Annotated in this window: 13 protein-coding genes; 11 read left to right on the top strand and 2 right to left on the bottom strand. The window is 58.7% G+C overall.

Features of this window, described 5'->3' with window-relative positions; genetic code table 11:
* The first annotated feature begins 690 nt into the window (after nt 1–690).
* The 11 genes from HL666_RS20030 (at nt 691) to HL666_RS34440 (ending at nt 19,345) form a co-directional block, all read left to right on the top strand.
* A complete protein-coding gene (locus tag HL666_RS20030) occupies nt 691–5,046 on the top strand; it encodes an NACHT domain-containing protein (protein WP_172183171.1) in 4,356 nt (1,451 codons plus the stop codon).
* Entirely contained in the window at nt 5,043–5,564 is a 522-nt protein-coding gene (locus HL666_RS20025) for a hypothetical protein (protein ID WP_172183169.1), read from the top strand. The genes HL666_RS20030 and HL666_RS20025 overlap by 4 nt, the downstream gene beginning before the upstream one ends.
* Nucleotides 5,565–5,697: 133 nt before the next feature.
* Nucleotides 5,698–6,375 (top strand): hypothetical protein, encoded by a 678-nt coding sequence (locus tag HL666_RS20020; protein ID WP_172183167.1) that lies wholly within the window; start codon nt 5,698–5,700, stop codon nt 6,373–6,375.
* Nucleotides 6,376–6,681: 306 nt separating this feature from the next.
* Complete coding sequence (locus HL666_RS20015) at nt 6,682–7,146, top strand: hypothetical protein (protein WP_172183164.1); 465 nt, start codon at nt 6,682–6,684, stop codon at nt 7,144–7,146.
* Nucleotides 7,143–7,505 carry a hypothetical protein gene (locus HL666_RS20010; protein ID WP_172183162.1) on the top strand — a complete coding sequence of 121 codons (363 nt, stop codon included), beginning with the start codon at nt 7,143–7,145 and terminating at the stop codon, nt 7,503–7,505. The genes HL666_RS20015 and HL666_RS20010 overlap by 4 nt, the downstream gene beginning before the upstream one ends.
* Before the next feature lie 318 nt (nt 7,506–7,823).
* Entirely contained in the window at nt 7,824–8,936 is a 1,113-nt protein-coding gene (locus HL666_RS20005; RefSeq protein ID WP_172183160.1) for a hypothetical protein, read from the top strand.
* Nucleotides 8,937–9,396: 460 nt separating this feature from the next.
* Nucleotides 9,397–9,918, top strand: a complete 522-nt coding sequence (locus HL666_RS20000) for a hypothetical protein (protein ID WP_172183158.1) — start codon at nt 9,397–9,399, stop codon at nt 9,916–9,918.
* A gap of 15 nt (nt 9,919–9,933) precedes the next feature.
* Nucleotides 9,934–12,972, top strand: a complete 3,039-nt coding sequence (locus tag HL666_RS19995; protein ID WP_172183156.1) for a hypothetical protein — start codon at nt 9,934–9,936, stop codon at nt 12,970–12,972.
* Between the two features lie 21 nt (nt 12,973–12,993).
* A complete protein-coding gene (locus HL666_RS19990; protein ID WP_172183154.1) occupies nt 12,994–15,606 on the top strand; it encodes a vWA domain-containing protein in 2,613 nt (870 codons plus the stop codon).
* Nucleotides 15,603–17,924: an ABC transporter ATP-binding protein/permease gene (locus tag HL666_RS19985; RefSeq protein ID WP_172183152.1), complete on the top strand. Its 2,322-nt coding sequence runs from the start codon at nt 15,603–15,605 to the stop codon at nt 17,922–17,924. The genes HL666_RS19990 and HL666_RS19985 overlap by 4 nt, the downstream gene beginning before the upstream one ends.
* A gap of 32 nt (nt 17,925–17,956) precedes the next feature.
* Nucleotides 17,957–19,345, top strand: a complete 1,389-nt coding sequence (locus tag HL666_RS34440) for a hypothetical protein (protein ID WP_172183141.1) — start codon at nt 17,957–17,959, stop codon at nt 19,343–19,345.
* Between the two features lie 29 nt (nt 19,346–19,374).
* On the opposite strand, the gene HL666_RS19975 is transcribed toward HL666_RS34440, so the two are convergent.
* Entirely contained in the window at nt 19,375–20,427 is a 1,053-nt protein-coding gene (locus HL666_RS19975; protein WP_172183139.1) for a vWA domain-containing protein, read from the bottom strand.
* On the bottom strand, nt 20,414–21,427 hold the full coding sequence (locus tag HL666_RS19970) for a hypothetical protein (protein WP_172183137.1): 1,014 nt from the start codon (nt 21,425–21,427) through the stop codon (nt 20,414–20,416). The genes HL666_RS19975 and HL666_RS19970 overlap by 14 nt, the downstream gene beginning before the upstream one ends.
* Nucleotide 21,428: the final 1 nt, after the last annotated feature.

Genomic DNA, 21,428 nt, shown 5'->3' with positions numbered 1-21,428 from the left:
CAGATTGGGGGTAGGGCGCTGTTTGCTCCTAGTCAATCGATCGGTGGCCACCGATAGCTACATCTTCTGAAAGCGATCAGCCTGCAGAGCGCGGGCACTCGATCTTCCGCTGGTATAATCGATCGCACGACTTGGGCCAGTACAAGCGCATCCGCGACGAAAGCTCCACGACATACCCCGTGATCTGCAGACCTTTGGCGCCGCTTGCATCTGCTCACCTTCACCTTCAATCCGCGTCGAGATCTGGCGCTGAGCAATGTCAAAGGCTCCGCGCCAGCTCCCACCGCCCACCTGGGCACATCCAGCCGCCCAAACGAACTCAGACCTGGATAAAACTTGGGACAAGGTCACTCATCACAGGTCGGGCGAGACCCGCCGGCGCGAAGGTATTTTGGTTACAACGGGACTGTTCAACCGTCGGTAGTGCGTCTATCGTGCTCGTTTATTGTATCCGGCTTCAGCCGGTTGAGACCGTGTCATTTTCCGCGGGAGAGTTCGTCATTGCATTGGAAACTTTGGTTTTTCCTCTTGCTGGCGAGCGAGAGCTCGCCCGTGTTTAAGAGGTCCTTCCTTCGTAGGCTAGCGATCGCGTTTGCGTGCGCGTTCTTGCCATCGGTGATCGCTCCGGCATTCGGGGCTGAGATACCGCATCAGGCGGAGGATCGCTTCGCCGCAGGATTAGTAAGTCTCTTGACGGCACCCGTCGATCTTGCGCCCGAAGTGCTTACGGCTCTGGCTGCCAAGCAAGGAGAAATCTTGGATCCCCGAGATACCTTCTGGCCCAACATTGTCGCTACCGTGATTGCCAGGCGCGATGTCAACGAGGTATTACAGGCCCGCATTCGTACCTCGTTCCCCGGGAATCGTGACGCGTATCTGCGCCTTACACAGCAGCTGCCGGCTCTCGCGGATATCCTGGCTCAGACACTCGTTTTCGACTCCGCGGGCACTGTCAGCGGCAAGCCCGTTGACGAGGTTCTGCGTCGCATGCGGGTGGCGCCGCCGGCTGCTCAGCACGCCCTTATTACCAGGGCGACCGACACCTCCAATGTGGCCAGCGCCGAGCTGGTCACACGCGTGGCATCATATCCCCAAATTCTCGCCGGACTGGAACACGACGTTGATAGGCTGCGATCGTCCAGCAATCCGAAGGCGCGCAATCTGGCCCTTCGCTATTTGTTGTCCCGCGATCAGGATATCTCGGATCAGGAGCTGTCCGAGCTCCTTATGAGCGCTGATCCAAGCTCGGTGAGAGCCGTGCTCGGTAGATTGTCCAGTCTCGATCCGGGCAGGCTCGCAAGCCTCGAGCCGATCTTGACCAAGCTGTCGGAAACTTCGCTTGAAATCGCCGCCTGGGCCGATGTACTTCGCATACTGATCCAAATCCACCCCCATGTAGTCACCAGGTTTATTGACCAGCACTCGGCCGACAGGGTCTTCTGGCTCGGCGATCGCGGGTTTGCAGTCATTGATGCTGTTGCGACCGTTCCCGTCGCTCTTGCCATTGTTCGGCAGCGGATCGCCGAAATACCCTTGCAAGAGATGCTGGCAACTGGGCGATGCGAGACCGTCGTACCGGCAATTGAGCTCCTTTCACCTAGCTACGCGCCTGCCGACGTCGCCACTGTCCTGACAAGGCTGCTCTCGACGATCGCAGGAGCCGCCCGTGGTTCAGCCTGCAGCGTTGAGCGGATCGCGCCGCTGCTCGATTCCGTGACTTCTCGGCTTGGCGGGGAAGCGGCCAAGACCTACGCGGCTTCGCTGACAAACGAGGTTGAGTCCTACGTCCGCGCCACGAACGAGAACGCTGCTGGGATCACAATCGTGAAGAACCTCCTGCAATCAGCTTTCTTTACGCGGAACGCGTTTGCCTCGGACCCGAAGCAACTTGCAGGCTTCGCAGCGCGTGCTGACGTGCACCCCCTTGTCGCCGCCATCGTTCAGTCCCTGCCGTCCGATCACGTCGTGCTGACCGAGCTTCGGCGGGTCCTCACGCCCGGAACAAGCGAAAGCTTGACGGACTATCTCGTTCGCAATCGAAAGATCGTCCTGACCGTTTTACGCCTGACCTCGCGGGCTGACGGCTGGGCGAGCCAGGATGTCGCGCAACTCGGCGTATTGTCGACCGCGGAATCCGATGTCGACGTCGCGCGAGCGGCATTCGACGCGCTCATGGCGACGGGAAATGTCGCCGGTCTCACGGAGATCTTCGACTCGATGGCGCGACGCTTGCCGGATCCGGCGGGTGCGCCGGATGAGCGTGTGGTGAGGGCGATCCGTGCGTTTACCCGAGCCGCACACAACGCGCCAGACAAATCCGGTCTCTACGGCCCGCAGCGGCTAAACTGGCTGCTCGAAAGGCTCTCGGTGGAAGGATTGCGTGGCCCCATCGTCCGGGCCCTCGGCCGACGTCCCGAAACGCTCGCGATCGAACCGCGCTACCTTTCAGCATGGCTAGCCCAGGCCGTTCCTTCCAGACGTGGCAGCACCATTGCTATCTGCGCGGATGCGGCGACCTTGGGACCGTTTATGGACAATGGCCTTGCGTTCCAAATGCTGGAAGCTGCCACGAACGAGAGCTATCAGTCTGAGGAGTGGTCGCCGGCCTGTGTCGCTTGGCTCGCGGGATCCACATCTGCCGGCCTGACCGAAGCCGGGCAGATGCTTTGGCTGCTTTCCTTGCGGGACGGCAAACTTGCGACCGAGGAGGATCCCGCAACGCAATTGCAGACGCTCTCGGGGCTCTGGTCGGCATCTAAGCAGCGCTCGCTCGGTGATCTAAGTCGTAGGCGGATTATCGCCCGTGCGGGCGCTCTCGTGCCGCGAATGGGCTGGAGCTTGACAGACGTAAATTCGCTAAAACACTGGGATTCAGAGCTATCTCGCGACTATCCCGATCAGGTATGGCCCTTCCGCAAGGAATGGCTGCTTCGGTCGGCTTACTTGCTGGCTCTGGCTATTCCAGCCGCCGCGCTCCTCCACTTGGCATTTTGGTCGGTACTACTCCTAGCCTACCGAACCTCAGTACGCGTCCAAACCCACGTCTTCTACAACCCTCTTACCAGGAAGATACTTGGCTTTGGTTACGTCGATATTCTGCTCGTCTGGATCGGGCCGCTAAGAAGAACTCTGTTCGCGCCCTTCGTTGACGCAATGTCGGGGGACATCGGACAGATTTTCTTTGGCGCAAAGGAGGCGCCTTACTACGCGAAATCGCTCGTTGTGAGGCTAGATCGGGCCGAGCTGGCGCGCGGCCTCAGGGAGGCTGAACGGGAGGCGCTGTCCGGTGGTTTGGACGCGGCCGCTCGACCGATCACGAGCGGTCTTGCCAGCTGGAAGGGACCGACTTGTCTGTTCGGTCCCTCCGGTCGCGGCAAGACCAGCTATCTGCGCCACGTGCTGGCGACCAACCCGCAACAGCGAAGTCCCTTTGTCTATTTGCGTGCAGCGCAGTGCGGCAGTGATATTGTATCAGCGATTTGCGCTCGATTCCCGGGCCTAGGCCGGGACACGGACCTGATCGTCTCTCTGATTCGCTCTGGATTGCTTGACATTTACATCGATGGTCTCAATGAGGTCGATCGGGAGCTTCAGGAACGCATCGTGCGCTTCGTCGTCGACTTTCCGACCGCGAACATCTTTGTGACATCGCAGGAGGTCGGAGTTTCTCTGCCATCGAAGCTTGCAACCTACTACCTTCTTCCCCTGACCAAAGCGCAAATGGAAGAGTTTTTGCTCGGCCGGGAGCCTGCTCTAGATGCGTCCGCGCCGCTTCGCGGAAAATTCTATCGAGAGCGCGTCGAAGCTTTTCTTCAGGAACTGGCTGATGAAGTGATGGAGCCTGTCGCGGGAGCTGAGCCTGCACAGGGCGCTCTTGTCACCAGTTTTCTGGCCACGCTTGCAAACCCGATGGATCTTGAAACGGCTGCCACTTTGCTATCGCTAGACATAGATCCCGACCCATTCCGCCTCCAAGAGCAGCAGTTTCGACTGGTCGACGAGGATTGCCAGGACAAATTGAAAAGGCGCTTTCCAATCGTTGGTTTTTCGAATGCAGCGCTTGCGGCGCGCGAGCAAGGGAAAGCGGAAATCGACTGGACTTCTTTCGCGGAATATGTCGCGATCCTGGAGCAGCGTAAGCAGGTCAAACGCACCAATGTGGAGGTGGCGTCAGGCAAGGAGGTGGTGGAGTACAGGTTCCGGCACGACAAGGTTGCCGACTTTTATCTGCATTTCGCCTTGCTAGGGCCGGAACCGGCAAAGCGGTTTGCTATGGCGGGCGATGACCGATTTGCTGGCGTCTTCGACTATCTCGCGCGTAAGCTTCCACCGGAGGCTGCTAATGAACTGAAGGAGTATCTGCTTTCGCGCGCGCTGGACTCGAATGATCATCGGTTGAGCGACCGATTTTTGCAGCACTTGCGCTGGCGCTCGTTGTTGACGTGCGACGCGCCGGATTGGTTGATCAGATACGATCTCCCCGAAAGCGTGAAGGCGCTGCGCGAGTTTGATCGGTTGGCTGAGATTCGCGACGGGACCGAGGCCCAAATGAGGGTGGCGCGCACGGTGATCGAAAACTCCCGGTTAGCGAGCCGTCTTCTCGTCGCCAAGGATGCCGAGACGCTGGAGAATGCTGTCAGGGACTTGTTCCTGAAGAAGGGGGCCTCCGAAAAGCCGACCGCCGGCGGAACGGTATCCGTGTTCGATGTGCCCGATCTTGGAGCCGTAGCCGTCATTTGCGTGGCTGGACCGCGGGCAACGTCGACAATCACACGGGTGGGAGTCACCTCGCGTGCGTCCCAGGTGACCGAAGGGAAGCTCGTCATCATAAACCCACAGCCCGAGCTCGATCCGGCCGAGCGCGACTGGTCGCAAGTCGAGGAATGGGAAAGGCCGCTCATCAGGAACGGGATCGCCGTGCTTCAGACGAGAGATCTCTACCGCTGGGTTCGTGCCGACGAGGAATCGTCAGAACGAAACTTATGGACGAGAATAGCGCAAGTGATGGGAGATAACGCCCTTATCGCGTCACAGGAGGACGCATGAGAGCAGCTTCGTCCATATTTATCGTCTGCCAGCTGCTGCTGGCCTGCGTTTCGGATGCTCATTCGGAGACATTCCGCAATTCGTACATCTCCTTCGAATTACCGTCGGGTTGGACCTGTGCGCTCGAAGAGACAGAGTGGGTTTGTTCGGATGAGACGGAAGTAAAACAGCGAACCGCAATCATCATTCTGACTGCGAAGGAACGTGGAGACATCGATCGGTTCGATCTCTACGAAGATCATCTGTCGACGTCGCGTCCGTTGATGGACAGCAACGGTCTACCGACGGGGCGTTCGTCGACGGTCGAATTCGTCAAGCGGGAAACGATCGGAGACCGGATATGGGTTCGCAGCAGACAATTTGAATCCGAGGTTCCCAATTTTTTCACGGAGTACTTCGCTACGGTCGACGGCCGCATTGCCATTCTCGTAACTTTTTCGGCCCACCGGCAGTACTTTTCGCGTGCATTCGACCGCGTTTATCCGTCGATAGCAACCATTCGATCCGAGTATCGGTAATGCCCGATGTCGATCGACCGAGCCCTCTTGGTCACCTTTTGACATGCCATCTGTTGCATCCGTCGGTGGCGCCGACTCGAAACGTCTTCCCAAGCCGATGATAAGCAGTTTGTGTTCGTCAGAGTCGAATTGAGTGGGAAAGAGTAAAGCTTCGAGAAAAGCTTACGGCACCGTTCCCTTTGAAGTGTGGAAAATGAATTATATGTCGAAATGGCTCTTACTCTTCGGGATATTGACCTGCGTTCAATCGGCCTTGTGCTTGGCGGCCGACCGACAAATCGTCAACATCACGGTGGTGGCCGATCAGACCAAAGTGAATGGCGAACCGTGGGACGGACTGCCTGGCCTTAGTGGCGGCCGCGGGTCGGTCTTCATCCCGCTACCAAATACCAACGCGCCTCCGGATTTGGCGATTTGCATCGTTCGCTTCCAAAGCGAACCCCAATGTCTCATCAGACGTGAAGCAGATAAACAATTCTCGTTCTGTCAGAATTCGTATGACTGCACGTTCCGACGAGTGGCGATACCGGATGACCCGTTTGGCTTGATCATCTTGGATCTGGATCTGCAGCGGCACGATCTGGTGGATTTCGCACTCTTGACGCCCGAAAGCACGTCTGGCTCGGCGGACCTCACCCAACTTGAGGAGGAGGTGCGCGGCCATGTCGAAAGACTTGCGCCGGCGTTCTTCGAAGGTGAGAGACAACGCCGAAAAAGGGAAACACTCGTTATTCCCTTGGAGCGATGCATGGGGTCCGGCAGGGCCTGCAAGCTCGTGCAGTCAGAATTGCGGATGAACTGGGCGGATTGAGGAGGGGCGCTCATGCGAAAGTCAGCTGTACTGAGCCATTTGGCTCGCACGCTCTTGCTGCTAACCGCTCTGGATGCCAATAGCCAAGCCTCGGTAGAGTCGTTTCGAGTCGCCGATGCCAGGCCGCCACGGCCCGCAGCCAGGTATGACGAACAGAGGCCTGGCGGAGAGCCTGGCGGAAGGCGGCAGGCTCCTGAAAGGATGACTCCCGGCAGTGAAGTTGAACGCCGACGTCCTTTGCCTGGTGATGCAATCGGGGACGAGCCGAGCTCAAATTCGGCGCGGTCTGCCCGGGACACAACACGGGTGACCGCCGAGGAATGGAAAGTAGAACGAGATAGATTGCGGGTAGAGGTTTCTGAGCGGTTGCAACTGAGAAAAGGGCGCAGTCCGGACGAACCAGATCTCGCGGCCATTGCGGATGATCCCAGAACCTACATGTTTTTCCGAAAGCGAAACGAGGCGGTCGAGATCGAGGAGATCGTCGCGCGAGAACTCAAGAAAGGTGCAGGATCGGTGTTCGCTTCAGAAGCGCTGCGGAAGTCGGGAACGCTGCCCGACAAGTCCATCCGTCTGCGAAACATCATCGAACAGGAGACACTCAATGATCTGGCAGCAGGCAAGCCGCCACAAGAGACGAAGCTCGGCAGGTTTGGGACGGCTGTTGCCGAAGACATTGGAAGAAAAGTCAAACAAATTCGTGTTGAAGAGCAGGTTTCGGAGTACGGCGCTAGGACCAGCAGACAGGACATGGTATTCATCCTGGAATGAAGGAATTCTTCAACGAGACAGATCGTGCCTTGCTAGGATCTCTCGTCTTCAATGAAGACAGTGAGATCATATTCGCCGCTTACACCGATTCCATCTATTGGCTTGATGAATACTCGAACGAAATACGTTGGGTTCTCTATAACTTCCGGGACTATCAGTCGCTCTTTCGTCATCGCGCCCGCCTGTATTTCAATAAGTATTTCGACGACAGTCATCTTGGAGAGATTGACTCTTACGACGAGGCGGTGTGGGAGTGGACCGCCGTGAATATTCCAAGTTGGATCGGCTTCAAGAGAACTCATCTCAAACCGGAGGAAGTCCAGGCCATTCGGAAGATGAAGTCCGAAGGCTTGGAATAGGCCATTTTGAACTCTTGACAGGTCAACGTCTCGGCTTTGAGACTGCATCGGTCAGTTTACTCGTCGTCGTGTCCGTCTTGCCAGATCGGAGCTGGTACTTCATGCCGGCTTGGCGCTCTCTATTCCAGCGGCGAGCATGGTCAGGAGCCGGCATCCCGCGCTAAAGTGGCGCAGCGGATCAGAGCGACCGGAGAGAAGAGAAGCTATCAGTGATAGGCGATCGTGTGGGGCTCCAGACGTAGTCAAAGCAAGACAGTCTGATATAGTCCGACCCAGGTCCGTTGCGTGTAGGCAGTATTACCCGGGGAGAGGCGGGCGATGCAAATCCGGAGGGCAGCCGCCATCAGTGCGCTATTTGGCGGGATCTGCAGCTGTCACATTGCTAAAGCGCAGAGCGCGAACGACATCATCAATATTTTCGGAGGGATGGTGCAGGCGGCAATTGGCCAAGCCATTCAGGCTGAATGGAAAAAGCTGCCGCTTGATGAGGTGTCCTGTATCGACCGCAATCTTCGAGATCGCGGCTCCTCATTGGGGGCACTCATTCAGCAAAACATCGGGCCTGGCGATGTTCGGCTCGGTGACATTCGCTCGGGTTGTCGAAGGGCAAATGTTCAGCAGCAGCCGGTATTGCCCGGTCCACTGCCGGCGCCGGATCTGCGAGAGCCGGGACCGGCTCGGGTCCGAGAGAAAGTGGTCACGACCGGCTATTCTGTCGACAATCTGGTGCTCGGCGAAAAGATCAGCCAGGAGAGCGCTGTTTACAAGGAGTACCAATGCGGCCCGAGCCAGCAATTTACCGAGCTCACGCGCTGCCAAAGGCGGGTACCCGAAAAGATACAGCGGGGATCCTTCGTTTCCACCTACTCTCTGCTTCATTCCGGCGACGGGACGTTGTCATATGTTAATCGTTTCCTCGAGCCGGCCTGGTTTGCTGCCAATGAAGCCAGTGAGGATATTGCCAGGATCGCAAGGAAGTACGGCGCTCAGCCGACCCTCATCCCCATGCCCCAAAAGGCGAGCCCGCTGCAGGGAATGATTGCGACTTGGGGGACGGTGAAGCTCGAGCTAGTGAGCGCGGACGACGCGGCGCAGCTGGCCCTCGGATTGAGTGTTCGCCTGGGTTCGATGGTCGATTTTCTGGGTAACTTCCGCCGTTCCGCGCATCAGGGATTGCCGGTCTATCGCGTCGTGGGTGGGATGGGCTTCGTCTGGGCCGCCAATTGGGATCAAAACGGACGCGGTACTCTGCGCTTCTTCGCCATCGACGCGGATGTTCTATCGGCAAAGGCGGCACCATCGCCGTCGTCGTCGCCGGTCATTTCGTCATCCGAGGCTTCTTCGCCGCCCCCGCAACTACCAAATCCGACGCTGTCCGGCGTCACCGAGCCGGACAAGTCTGACGACAGCTTAAATGGGGGCCGGCGATAGATTTTCGGGATCATGTGCTCAGGGCGCAGACGGTGCGTTGTTACTTCCGGCGCGGGCCGTCCTAAGGGGCTTGCAATCATTATCGCTGCATTTGTATTCTGGTTGAGTATTAACTGCATGATATATTTCTAGGCGATCGGCGGGGCCTGCCGCGATGTGTCTGAATTCACTGAAGATTACTCGATTGTTCGCGGCCGTCGCTTGCCTTGTCACTGGATGCGCAATCGCGCGTGCGGACTGCTCAAGCGAGACGGATCCGGAGATCAAGGCTCAGTGTGATCAGGCAGAGGTCGACAGGAGCCGGACAAAGGAGAGGTTGAATTCGGGAGTTCCTCCCCCGGTCAGGCCACCATCTGGGCCTGCCCCCAACCAGGTACAGCAGTTTCCGCCAATCGCGCCGCAGCCGACCCCGTCGACGTCCGCGAATGCAGCGTCGACGCCAGCTCCGTCTCAACCTCCATTGCCGACACCCTCGGTCGATCTCGATGTGCTGACTCAGCAGGCCTGCGGGGTGAGACTGCGTACGTCCGGTGCGCCCGGTGAACGCGATACGATTATTGTATCTGCCCAGCGCCGAGGGGCGCTCGAAGAGGCGCTCCGTGGTGGACTTCAATCGCAAGTGCAACTCGAAACGCTCGATATGGACGCTTGCTTCAAGGCGATGGGGAGCGACTACGTTCTCGTGTCTCCACCGGGGAGCGGCGACGGGGTCTCGATCGTGATTGGAGGAGAGCCGTCCGGTCTCAGCCGCTGGCTCGCGGGCGCCGATGCGGTCAATGGGCGTGTGCGACTGGCGCCGGAAGCAGATTGTGCGGCCTTGCTCGATCAGATCCGTCCAATGAGCAACACGGCCGCTGTGTGGGTCGAGCAAGAGCGAGGGCTGAGCCGTTGCGAGCGCGACGTCGAGGGCACGGTTCATCTCGATCCGAACAAGGTCGATGGCTACGGCGGCACGATCGTTCTCAAGGTTCGGCGAAGCTAGAGCATATAGGCGAAATTGATGGCAGCGAAATCGAAGCGTCCCCTTCTTATTAAATCGCCTATTCTTATGATGGCAGCCCTCATTATGCTGGGAACGTCTCTCTTACCAGCGCACCTCGCGTTCGCACAAACGTCCTCTAACACCACCCTGGCCGATCTAAGGACAGCAAAGCTTTCCGCGGAGGAAGCGCCGCGCGTGTTGAAGTCAGGCAATCAGTTCAAGCCCCTCAGCGCTAGGCTATCGCGGACGTTGGAGTACTTTCAGGTCGCCAAAGGACTGGGAGGAGTTCCGCTGAACGCAATGATCCTCAGGAGCTGCTGGTGGAATGATCCGCTCGCGACACGAATCGATATGAAATGTAGCAATGATCAATCTGAAAAGCGGGATTCAGTGATTCCTGTTCTCGTCCTCGGCAGCACCTCCCCGCAAACCCCTCAGCTGGAGCTGATTCCGACGGTCGGCAGTTATTCAGGTGCGATTTCATTAAATCAATATGCAGTGGAAGTCGATGGTAATCCTGCGGAATCCTTTTGGATCAAGCTCTCAATAGATACCGAAACAATTCGTAGGAGGAACATTCCGCCCGTGGCACTGGTTGTTTGTACTTCGCGGTGCAGCGGAAACTCCTCGCTACTTGAGTTAACGGGCGGGCAATTGCCACCATCTGGCATACTTCAGCAAACGGCTCGATCGCAGGAGATGAGTCCCCGACTTCGTGAGTCGCGGCCGCCCGGCGTTTCTGACGCCGTTCCGGGCTCAACCAGTCAGTCAGCTGGGGGCTCAACTATATCAGCCCCATCGAGCAGCAGCGTTCAAGAGTTAGGACAGAGACGCAGCGCAGCGGCGGTGAGAAGCGGAGCTCTGACAGGCGCGCGTCCAAGCCAAGTAGATATCGAGATTTCGATCGATGGAGTACCCGCCGATTACGATGAGCCAAAGCTAAAGCGCTTGTTGATCAGCGCGGTGGATGGCGCCGTAAACGCGACGGATATTTTAGGCATAGAGATTGTTGGTCGATCAGGAGATGCGACACGCGCGAGTAGGTTATCGATAACGCCGGAGGCCAGGGACTTAATTAGAATTGCGGGTAAGCCCATCGATTGTGGCTCGGGGGTGTGTACATCAAAGGTGACACTGCGAACGTGGTATCTCGATGCGAGCGCGATTGGCCTAAGCGAGCGGCTTCAATTTGCGAGCGGTGCAATTATAGCAAGCGCAGGAGGATGGTCTAAACTCTTTCAACGCCTGGGCGTTGACGATAAGTACCTGCCAGAATTGTCCGTGGTTGGTCGGTCGCGGCTCTATCGTCTTTATCTGCCGGACGCCGCGATACTTCGTGTCAATATTCTTCCGAGTCAGAAGAATGACCAAGCGCCAAGCATCATTACGCCGAGCATGCCGCAAAAAAGAGGCATGAAGCTGGTCAAACGGTCAGATAGTAGGTATGCTCTCGAGCAGGCTGACGATGTTGATGCTCCCATTGATGGAGAGTTGGTCGCTACGAACCCCTCCGTAGCATCGAGCCAATCGCCTGTCGCGGCTCAAAGCGTGGCAGTGCAATCCGCTATCATGGCCCATTTCGTGATCAGGCCAGATGCTTCAGGGGGGCAGGATCCGCAACGATCGGCGCAACGGTTGTTAGAGCTCGTTCGCAAGAGCAAGGCGTTTGTCATCTTGGGCGATACAAAGCTGGCAAGCAAGAGCGATAGGCCAGAATTAACGAAATCGAAAGACGGGGTCGTCGCCTGGTCGGGCGACATAACCGGCTCGGCTGGAGAGTTGGTGTTTGAGCCGCCTCTTGCGGGAGTGCGGTTTGTGTCCGCTCAGGTGCGGACGACGGCGGAGACGGCTAGCTCACTTGTCGACAGGCAGCGGATAAATGCTCGTGACCAGGTAAATGAGAAGATTGCAAAGATCGAAGATGCCTACAGATTTGATAGCTGGGTCATTCAGATCGAGCCGTTTGCAAGGATTTATCTTGACCGGCCAGATACGTCGAATAACGAGTGCGAATTTCTTCTCGTATCTCCTGGTGGAATGCAGGAAGGCATTCCTCTCCTTTCGACGACTCTTGGCGGCAAGCGCGTCCTCCGGTCTTCAGTCCTGCAAAGTGCAAAGCTCAACGTAGAGTCAGGACTTCAGTTCGTTGTACGTCCGTTTAGTGGTGCCGCCAATTGCGCTCCGTCGCGTAGCGACCTTGTTCCTTTCAATCCGACGGAGGGCTGGAGCCTTGTTCCTGAAATCGTACCAAGCTTAGGTGAGATCGGGGTCCTAACGAAAAAAGTGCCGATAAGAATGCGCGGGCGGTGGCTGCTCGGTCTGTACGCGCCTCAGGATATTGGGGTTACGGCAGGCAGCGCAAATCTCGTCGAGGACACGAAGGACCAGATCTTTCGTCATCTCACGACGTTTTTGGACAAGGCGCGCGACCAATATTTTCCCAGTAGCAGCGCCATGAACATGGCTGTGGGCTATGATCTGGCAGCGATGAGTTCGGTGGAGCCCCTGACGTACGGATTTCCCGAATCCGCAGTGATCACCGGGCAGTTCCGCAACCCCAAGCCCGCCTCTCAATCGGTCAGGCTGGATCGGGAGGGTGATCGGCGATATTCGGCGTTTATCGATACGGCCAGCACGGCATCTGCTCCGACATTCGAGGCCGTCGGAAGAATGATCCAGCGCTACTCCAAGCTGTTCGACCTGTCCGACGAGCGCTCGTCGGTCGCGATCTATGTCGGTGCTGGCAGCCCGACCTCACGATCATGCCCCGAATGGAAGGAGATGACAGAAGGTGTCGCGCGGATGTCGGGGAAGCCGATCGTCTTCGGTATCATCTTTGCCCATGTGTCGTCGCTGCGCATTCAGAACGATCTCGGGCCCGGCACACGAGAGGAAATCCTCGCAACGAGAACCAAGGCTTATTCGTGCGGAGGCGTCAATCAGTCGACGGTTCTGTTCGTTCCGTTTCCCGATCTGCTGGATCGCGATCCGGCGACGGTGCTTGAAGCCGCATTCGCGAAGGTAGGGACGTGGGTGGCTCAGCAGAGCAATTGAAACGGGGAGCGGGCTCGCAAAGTGGTCATGATCGTAAGAACACATCTACTTGTCGGTTTGTTTTCAGCATTGGTTCTGACCACACGTCTGTTGCCGTCTGCGCAAGCGCAAGAGCGACCGCCGGTCAATGAAGCCGGGGCGTGTCCAGACCAGGCCACGCTCGAACGGCTCAATCCTGCGCTAGCAAGCGGTTCGGCCGTCGACTTGCAGAAGCGCATCGGCAGTCCAGCGCGCGCGAACATTCCTCTCTACCGCTCTCCTGCGCTGGCAGATCCGAAGGTGCAAACCACCCCGCTGGGGTATGACGACGATGTCGAGGTTCTGCTCGGGACCGTCCTCGGACAGGACGGCCCGGCGCTCGTCCGGCGCTCGCGCGATCGCATTTGCGGCTGGTTGAACGCCAGGGAAATCCAACAGAGCTCCGAGCCGCTCTTGTTGATCCAGGTCCCCGGCTTTAACGCGGAACTGGATCGCCGAAAGCTTCCGAACGAACTGAGAGCACGTATCATCGTCAAGAACAGGCTCGATCGCAACACCGGCTACGGGCAGCGCGCGCCGCTATTCCAGGCGCCATTTGACGGACCCGAGCCGTCAGAAGCAGAACGCCGCGGCAGCCTCGGCTATTTTGAAGTCCTCTCCGTGTTCGAAGTGCGCCGGGCCAACGGCAACCGCTGCCGGATCTTCAATGAGGAAGGCTGTTTCCTGCGTGTCGGATCGGCCAGTCAGGTCAGAGGGAGCGTCGTGACGCGCACGAATGGATGGGTGCTGGGCAAGGACGTCGAGATATGGCCGTCGGCCCTCGCGGTCTATTACGGACGAGGCAAACAGGGCATCAAGATCCACAAGACCGAGCCCTCAGCACGGATCGGTACACCTTTCGCTGACCGCGGTGCAGTACTTGACCCTCTGGCGTTTCAGCCCGAAGGCGCATTCCAGGAACCGAAGGATGTCAACGTCATTCGCTTTCCCGTCATCAGGGGAACGCCGTATGGTGCCACGATCCCGCCGCGGCCCGGCGCCGACCCCCCATCCTACGTCTACGAGGTCGTCTTCAGCGGACAAGCCTGCATCGAAGGTAACCAGGGTTGTATACCTGAACCTCAGGTCAAGCAGGAAGTTGCCCGTTTGGGTCTGACGGTCAAAAGGGCCAGTAACATTGACGTGCTGTTTGTCGTCGATGCGACTGAAAGCATGGGTCCCTACTTCAAAGCCGTCGTGGCTGCCATTCGTGCCCGGGTCAATCAGGTTGCGGCGAAAGGCGATCTGCAGCTGAGATATTCGATCGCTTTGTATGGTGACTACAACGAGAAGGTCAATGGTGGCCTGGATTTCTATGCGATACCGTTCAGCCAAGCGAACGACTTGACGGGCCTCGACCGGCTGCAGTCTGCCGGCAGCTTTGAGGACATCCATAAGGACAAGCCGGAAGCGCCTTTCGCCGCCTTGGAGCGGGCTATCGCCACGGCAAACTGGACGTCTGAAGGATCGCAGCGGTTGGTGATATGGATTGGAGACCATGGCAACCGTAAGCTAGGCACGCACCGAACCAACGGCGGCTTCGACGTCACAGAGGAGCGATCCGCTAACCACGTGACAGCGGCAATCAAGAACATCGACGATCGCTTTCGGAATTTGGCTGTCAATCAAGGTACGCTGGCCAGCGGCGCTGCGGGAAGCAAGACCCGATTCGTTGCCCTTCAGGTGCTCGGTGGCGGGGGCCGTGCCGCAACGCAGGACGATTATTTCAAGAAGTTTCGCGAGGATGCCGATGCAATCAGTAGTGCATTGGGGGAGCGCGTCTTCAAGACCATTCCCGCGGCGAGCAACATGAATGTCCAGGCGGAAGTCGATGCGTTGGCACAGAAAATCGGCGATCAGATCCTGCAGAACATCGATGCCACTGCCGCAGTCCGCGACGCGGTGGCCGGGGCGCTTTCGGGCGACATGTCGAAGCTCCAGTCAGGTGGCGCTCCGCCGGCGCTGCTCGCACGTGACTTTCTGACGCAGATGGGGTTCTCGCCGGAAAAGTTGGCAGAGCTTGGCCGACGTATCCAGTTAGTACGCAATGGGTTCGTGTACCAAAGCGGTGGGCGTGATCCCGATCTGCGTTATTGGCTGGGTGTGCGGCGGCCCGAGTTCAACGACATCCGGTCGCGAGCGACCGCCTTGTGCGAGAATCTGAGATATAGCGACCGGATCGGCTATGTGGAAGAATCGATTGAAAAGCTCATCAAGTCCGTGACCTTCTCAGATCGGCGACCCAACGAGACGATGAAGGAGTTCTATGCGCGCATCTTCAGTGTGCCCGCGGAACGAATATCGACCATGCTTGAAGGAACGCCGGAAGAGTTCTTGCGGAGGTGGCGGGGAGACCGAACGGCGACAGCGATGACCACAACGGAAACTGCGGCCCAATTCCAGAATCGCGTGCTGTCGGGTGTCTGCCGCAGCGCCTTCCTGCTTTCGATGGTCGGCAACAATCAAGCCGTCGAAAATCCCGGACAGGACATCATCTTCAGCAACAATCAGGCACAGGTGAGACCGACAGTTTCGCCCAAAGCATTCGACTGGCGCTGGATCTCGTCCGACGCGCGATCGGAGTGGTTCTTCGTGCCATTGGAATATCTTCCATGAGGGATCAAGTTGCGTTGATTCGGGCGAAGAATCTGAGGCGGATCTATCCCCCTTCCATTGTCGGAGGCGAACCGCTCGACATGAAGTTTCCGGACGTGGATCTGCTGGCCGGCCGCCGCATCGCGCTACTAGGCATCTCTGGGTCCGGAAAATCGACGTTTCTGAACCTGATTGCGGGCCTCGACGCGCCGTTTTCCGGTAGGAGCCGCCCGGCTTCGATCACCTATTCCTTTTCCGACGGAACGACCGCCGATATGGCCGACCGAAAAAAGGCATTTCCCCGCCATCGGCTGGGATTTGTCTTTCAGGAAGGGCATTTGATTACTGACGCCTCAGCCGGTATCAATGCCGCGCTTCCCGGACTTCTCAACGGCATTCAACACTCCGACGAAGACGTCGTCAGTAGCTTGGATGCGATGGGCTTGCCCGCCGGAGCCGCGGGTCGGGAGGCATGGCGACTATCTGGTGGACAGAAGCAGCGAGTCGCTATCCTGCGTGCACTATTCCATCAGCCGCAGGTCATCTTTGCCGACGAGCCGACCAGCAGCCTCGATAAACGGACTGCGGCCGCGATCATGCGGGTCTTGGCTGATTATCAGGAGGCCGATCCTCTGCGCACGCTGTTTTGGGCGACGCACGACCTTCAACTCGCTGCAGAGTTCGCCAGCGACTTCCTGGTGGTACGTAAACGGCCAGGCCAGGAGATCGAGCTCGAGGGGCCATTCCCCAATCCTGGTCTTGAGCAATGGCGGGAGGTCGAGGAGAAAGTTTACGACGGCATTGTCGTCTCGGGTGTGAAGCAAGGCCTGCGTGTTTCGAAGGCGACCAAGACAAAAGACGAAGTGCGCTATACCCAGGCCAAGGTCGGCGGCTCCCTGACGTTTTCGTTGCGGCAGGCGACCAGCAGCCTTTTTCAGCTTGGAGCTTTCGGGCGATGGATGTCGAGCATCGAAAGCCGGCCGCCACCAATGCTGACGGGGCTCTTGAGTCTGATACGGCTCTACGGACGCTTTTCAGATCGTGCCGAAGCCTACGCCATTTTGCTCGCAGTCCTGATGACGAGCTTCATTCTGATCGGCTTGAATACCATGTCCTTCTACAGGAAGCAGGCCATGTCAGATCCCACAGCCTGCCATGTCGTATCGTCCGCTCCCAACATGAAGATCGGCGACAGCGCATCCGCTGTCGAGCTGACGCCGGATTTGATTACGAATTTCAACCAAGAAGCAACGTGGCGAAGTCCTCAGCTCGACGAGCCCTGGTGGCGGAGCGCATTTCCAGTTTTATTCAGGGAGCCGGCCGCCGCCTCGACAAACCCTTGCGGGCGCGCTCGGGATCTCGTTTTTGGTCGGAACATTCAGTATGTTTCATTGCGGTTCGAGCGGAACGGAACGTGCGATGCCAGCCCAATTTCGGCGCCTAAGGCTCTGATCGCAAGTTTGGCTGAACCCGCCATGCTGGAGAGCAAGGTTGCAGTGAGCGGCCAGGGAATCCCGCGTCGACTTGGAGATCTCATTCCCCAGGGACAGAGCATGCGCAAGCTTGTGACGCTTCCGCTGACCGGAGACGAAATCTTCATCACGGAGGGGTTGCGCGAGCAGTTGACGAACGCCCATCGTGACTTGCCAAGCAACGTCACGACACTGCCGCTTTGCATGGTCGATGGTGATGACGAGCGGCGTGTGCGTATTGGCGGGATCGTGAGCGATCTGCCGCAACCGCGCGGAGAGCCGTTCGCAATGCTGGTTCCGCACGGCTCGCCCCTGCTGGGACCGAGCGAAAGTTACGAGCAGGCGGTGTTCTATACCGACCCCGAGCGCGCGGGGATCTTGAAGGAATTCCTCGAAAGGAAGAAGTTCGCATTCTCTCGCGAAGATATTGACAAGATGATAGCGGCAAGCAACCGGTTTTCGGCAATCGGCCAGTTGATATTCATCGTGGGAGGTATCGTGCTTGTCTCGATCGTCTTCTTCCTGCGGACCTCAATTCAGGTCTTCTTGGAGAAGAACGCTCGGCCGAATGCGGTACTCCGTGCCTATGGGCTCACTTGGCGAAGCTTGGTACGACAGATTTTCTGGCGGCTTGGAGCTGTTTCCATCTTCGCATCGGCGATACTCGCAGTTGTCGGTGCAGCCTTGAGCTTTGGGTGCTACGTTCTGTTCCAGAACATCGGGCTTCCTCTGCCGTCAGTGACAGAGGTGACCGTCGTGGCCGGTATTTCGATCGTATTTACGTTGTTTGTAGTCACGGTGGTCGTGTGGCTGTCGGTCTGGTTGTGGTGGCGGCAGCATGAGAGCATTGCTCAGGAGCTGAACTAGCGGTCCCTCTCTTCCCTGCGGTCCCTTCATCCATGGATGTCACAGATCTCATTGGAAAATCCAGTCACGATCATCCACCTGCGGCAAAAGCCCCGGGGAGCGCGATCCCCTTCGCCTCGGCGTTCACTGCGGTATGGCGTCCGCAATCTGCGGCCTTGCTGGGGGGAGTACTCTTCGGCCTGATGGCGGCAGCCTCCGTGCCTGTGGGGTTGACCTATCTGGCGAACAATGGCGAGCCGGTAGTCGCGCTGCGCCAGCCGAACATTGAGGCTTTCGTCGGCGACATTGTCGTGCTCGACGCCTCGCCATCCAGTGTTCCGCTGCAATCTAATGCGCTGCTGCGTTTCGAATGGATGGATTCGGACGGCCATTTGCTCTTACCTGCAAACGTCGATCCGACGAGTGAGCAGGCCAGGACATTGACGGTATTCGGTGCGAGTCCCGGAGAGCGGCGCATAAGGGTGCACGTCACCAATGCGTCTCGCTGTCACTATCTCGGCAAGCTCGGTTTGCCGCAATTGTCCTGCGAAAAAAGCGCCGAGGCGGAGGCGCGCATCGCATTTGGCTCAGTGACTGACCGCGGGCCCGAGGTCATCACACTCGATGGCCCGCGGACGTTGGGAGGAAGCGATCGCGGGCCGGCCGGCCGCCTGAGATTGCCGAAGCAGATTGTTACCAATGGATACGATTTGCAGATTCGAGAGACGGGAAGCATTGAGACGTGGCCGGGCGGCACTCTCATCGTCGCGTTTGCAGACCGCTTGCCGCGTGCGCAGGGCGGCATGACGGGGACAAAGGCCTCGCAACCGGGTCAGCAGGGCAATGATGGCGGCGCGGGAAAGGCTGGTTCATCTGGTCACGATGCAGGGTCGATTACGATAGAGGCAAAGTCGATCGCGGGATTGCTGACGATCGAAAACGCCGGGCAAGCCGGCGCTGCCGGGGGTGTCGGTGGTCTTGGTGGGCAGGGCAGCAACGGAGCGAACGGAGCCAGCGCCGAAATCGGCAGCCCCGGCAATTGTACGAAACCTCCTGAGAACGGCCTGCCAGGCGGCAATGGCGGCAACGGCGGAGTGGGCGGTTCAGGGGGCCGTGGAGGGAATGGAGGCCAAGTCAAGATCAACCTGAGCGAAGACATCGGTTCGCTCGGCCGATTGAAAGTATCCGCTCAGGGGGGCGCGGGAGGGAGCGGCGGCATCGGCGGCTTCTACGGCTATGGCGGAGGTGGCGGACATCCGGGCAGCACACTCCCGCCCTGCGGATCGGCGCAGGCCGGTCCCGCTGGCCGCGCCGGATCGCGGGGGGCGACGGGGAGCGTTGGTGCAAATGGCGCCGCAGGCGCGATCGAATTACGGGCCGGTAGCTTTTCGGTGTCTCGCGGTCCAGGCCAGGACATGGATCAGCCGCTCGGCATTCCCTGACCGGATTGTGGACTCTTCGGTGTTTGAGCTTATTGGCGTGGACGTTCAATCGCGCCCTCGCAATCACTCTTGGATTGCTGACTGAGGGCATCTTTGAGCAGCGGAACGAGGTTGATGCTGCGACCGCCTCGCCTCACGAAGCCTCCGGTCTCTCTGGCGACACAAGCAATGTCGGTCCAACCTGCAATGTCGACTACATTGATGACGATACCGGGGCGCTCCTTCTTGATCTCCCTTGCGGCTGCGCACGGATCGCCGTGACAACTCTCCGCTCCATCAGTGACGAGAGTGATGTTTCCATTGGAACGGCCGTCGGTTCCTGGAGGAACGAGCTGCGCCGCGCGCCGCAGAGAGTCTGCGATCGGCGTGCCCGCCTTCGGCGCCAACGTACGGATCAAGTTGACGCCATCTGCGCCGGAGCCGCTCTGGATCGAATTACAGCCGTCGAAAGTCACGACATGCGCAGACCCTCGCGAAGCGGCGATCGTTTCCAGGATTGCAGCCCTGGCGATATCGATGCGGCGTCCGTCCGCGCCGGATATCGCCTGATTGTATTCCTCGTTGATGGTGGCGTCACCCCGCTGTTGACGGTCGTGCAGGTCCTTGTCACGCGCCGGGTCGATGTCATAAGGTAAGAGCATGCTGCGTGAGCCGTCGAGAACGATCACCGCAGCGGACTGCTCGGCGCGTGGTCCGATGCAGGCCTGCTGGAATGCCGCCTCCCCGCCGCGAAGGGAGGGGGATGCGTCGCTCTTCCGAGGCATCGGCGATGGCGCGAGAGGCTGGCGAAGATCAGGGAGGCGGGCTCCTTCGGCTCGACATTGCGGCCGCTCTCCTACCTGTCGCTCGAGTTCCTGAACGCGGCGGAACAGTCCGTCGAGTTCACTTGCGGCTGAATCCGGGCGCATCGCCGAGCGCCTCGGACAAAACGCCTCCTGAACACCCCAGAAGCTCATGCCGCAGGCGGTCAGAAGCAGCCACCCCGAGGCGAGGAGGAGTCCAACCAGCATGCTCCAGAAAGCCGCCGCAACGATCCTGGAAACGGTCGTTGCACCGTGTAAGGCTCTGTCAGGTGCAGCCATTACTTGCCGCTCCGCGGTTCGATGCAGACAGCGTTGCATCGGCTTGTATGTGTCTGCAGAGCGCGGCCTTCAGTTGACGGGCTTCGGCGCTGTTGGCCCGCTCTGCCCTGCCGTATGAATCCAGTGCCAGAGCGACGTCGGGGCTCAAGCGCACTCCCTGCCACGCGTCTCGTATGGGATCTGCCGTTTTGCCGAACCAAAGCAGCGCCGGCACGAAGTTCAACTCCGCCGCCCGATGCAGCGCCTGCAGCCCGAGTTCGCGCCCCGGCGCCCGGCTGGTGCGCAACCGTAGGCCGACTTGATAGATTTGTTCCGCTTTTTCCGCGGTGCCGGGGAGCAGTCGTTGCGCCTCGGCTACGTCGCTCGCGATATTGTCGACGAAGGCCGCAGGTGCGCTCAGTGAGCTTGGCGACATGTACGCGTAACCTATGCCGTACCCGATGGCCAGTCCTGCGATGGCCCAGAGAACGATGCCAAGCCGTTTGAACGGGGACAAATGGGAAGTGACCTCCGGACCTGGACTAGGTGAAGCTTGACCCTGGTCGAGCTCAACAACCTTGTTGGCCTCTGGAAATTCTCCGGTCGCCGGCAGAGGTGGCTTGGGCGAGGGATCATCGACTGTTACCACCGGAAGATGCAGCGGATCGTCGGAAACTGGATTAATCGGACGCGCGACGCCGGAAGGCGATACGTCATCCGGCCATGTTGTCTGGCCGGAATAGCCAGCGAGCGGAATACGCAGCTCGAGGAGTTCGTCCTCCCAGATGTGATCGACCACGGACGGGCCGACCAGCATTCGCGAGCCGAGTATGGTACCGCTCAGTTCGATCGGCTTCCACTCATATGGAGCGGCCTGCCAACCGATCGCTCCAAGATAGTTCTTGTTCACCCGGTTGGGGGCGGAAATCGTAAAGACGACGCCGGTCGGCAGAGCAGCCTCGATCTCGATCCAGGCATATCCCGGGCCGCGCTCGTGGTTGGGATAGATTCGCAGGGGCATG

Origin of the sequence: Bradyrhizobium aeschynomenes, from assembly GCF_013178945.1 — a bacterium.
Taxonomy (GTDB): domain Bacteria; phylum Pseudomonadota; class Alphaproteobacteria; order Rhizobiales; family Xanthobacteraceae; genus Bradyrhizobium; species Bradyrhizobium aeschynomenes.
The sequence above is the reverse complement of the archived record's forward strand: the minus strand, read 5'-3'. Positions and strand labels throughout refer to the sequence as shown.

Coding starts and splice junctions, on each gene's coding strand:
- HL666_RS34440 (WP_172183141.1), top strand. CDS start 17,957: ATGGATGTCACAGATCTCATTGGAAAATCCAGTCACGATCATCCACCT.
- HL666_RS19985 (WP_172183152.1), top strand. CDS start 15,603: ATGAGGGATCAAGTTGCGTTGATTCGGGCGAAGAATCTGAGGCGGATC.
- HL666_RS20005 (WP_172183160.1), top strand. CDS start 7,824: ATGCAAATCCGGAGGGCAGCCGCCATCAGTGCGCTATTTGGCGGGATC.
- HL666_RS19975 (WP_172183139.1), bottom strand. CDS start 20,427: ATGGCTGCACCTGACAGAGCCTTACACGGTGCAACGACCGTTTCCAGG.
- HL666_RS20025 (WP_172183169.1), top strand. CDS start 5,043: ATGAGAGCAGCTTCGTCCATATTTATCGTCTGCCAGCTGCTGCTGGCC.
- HL666_RS20010 (WP_172183162.1), top strand. CDS start 7,143: ATGAAGGAATTCTTCAACGAGACAGATCGTGCCTTGCTAGGATCTCTC.
- HL666_RS19970 (WP_172183137.1), bottom strand. CDS start 21,427: ATGCCCCTGCGAATCTATCCCAACCACGAGCGCGGCCCGGGATATGCC.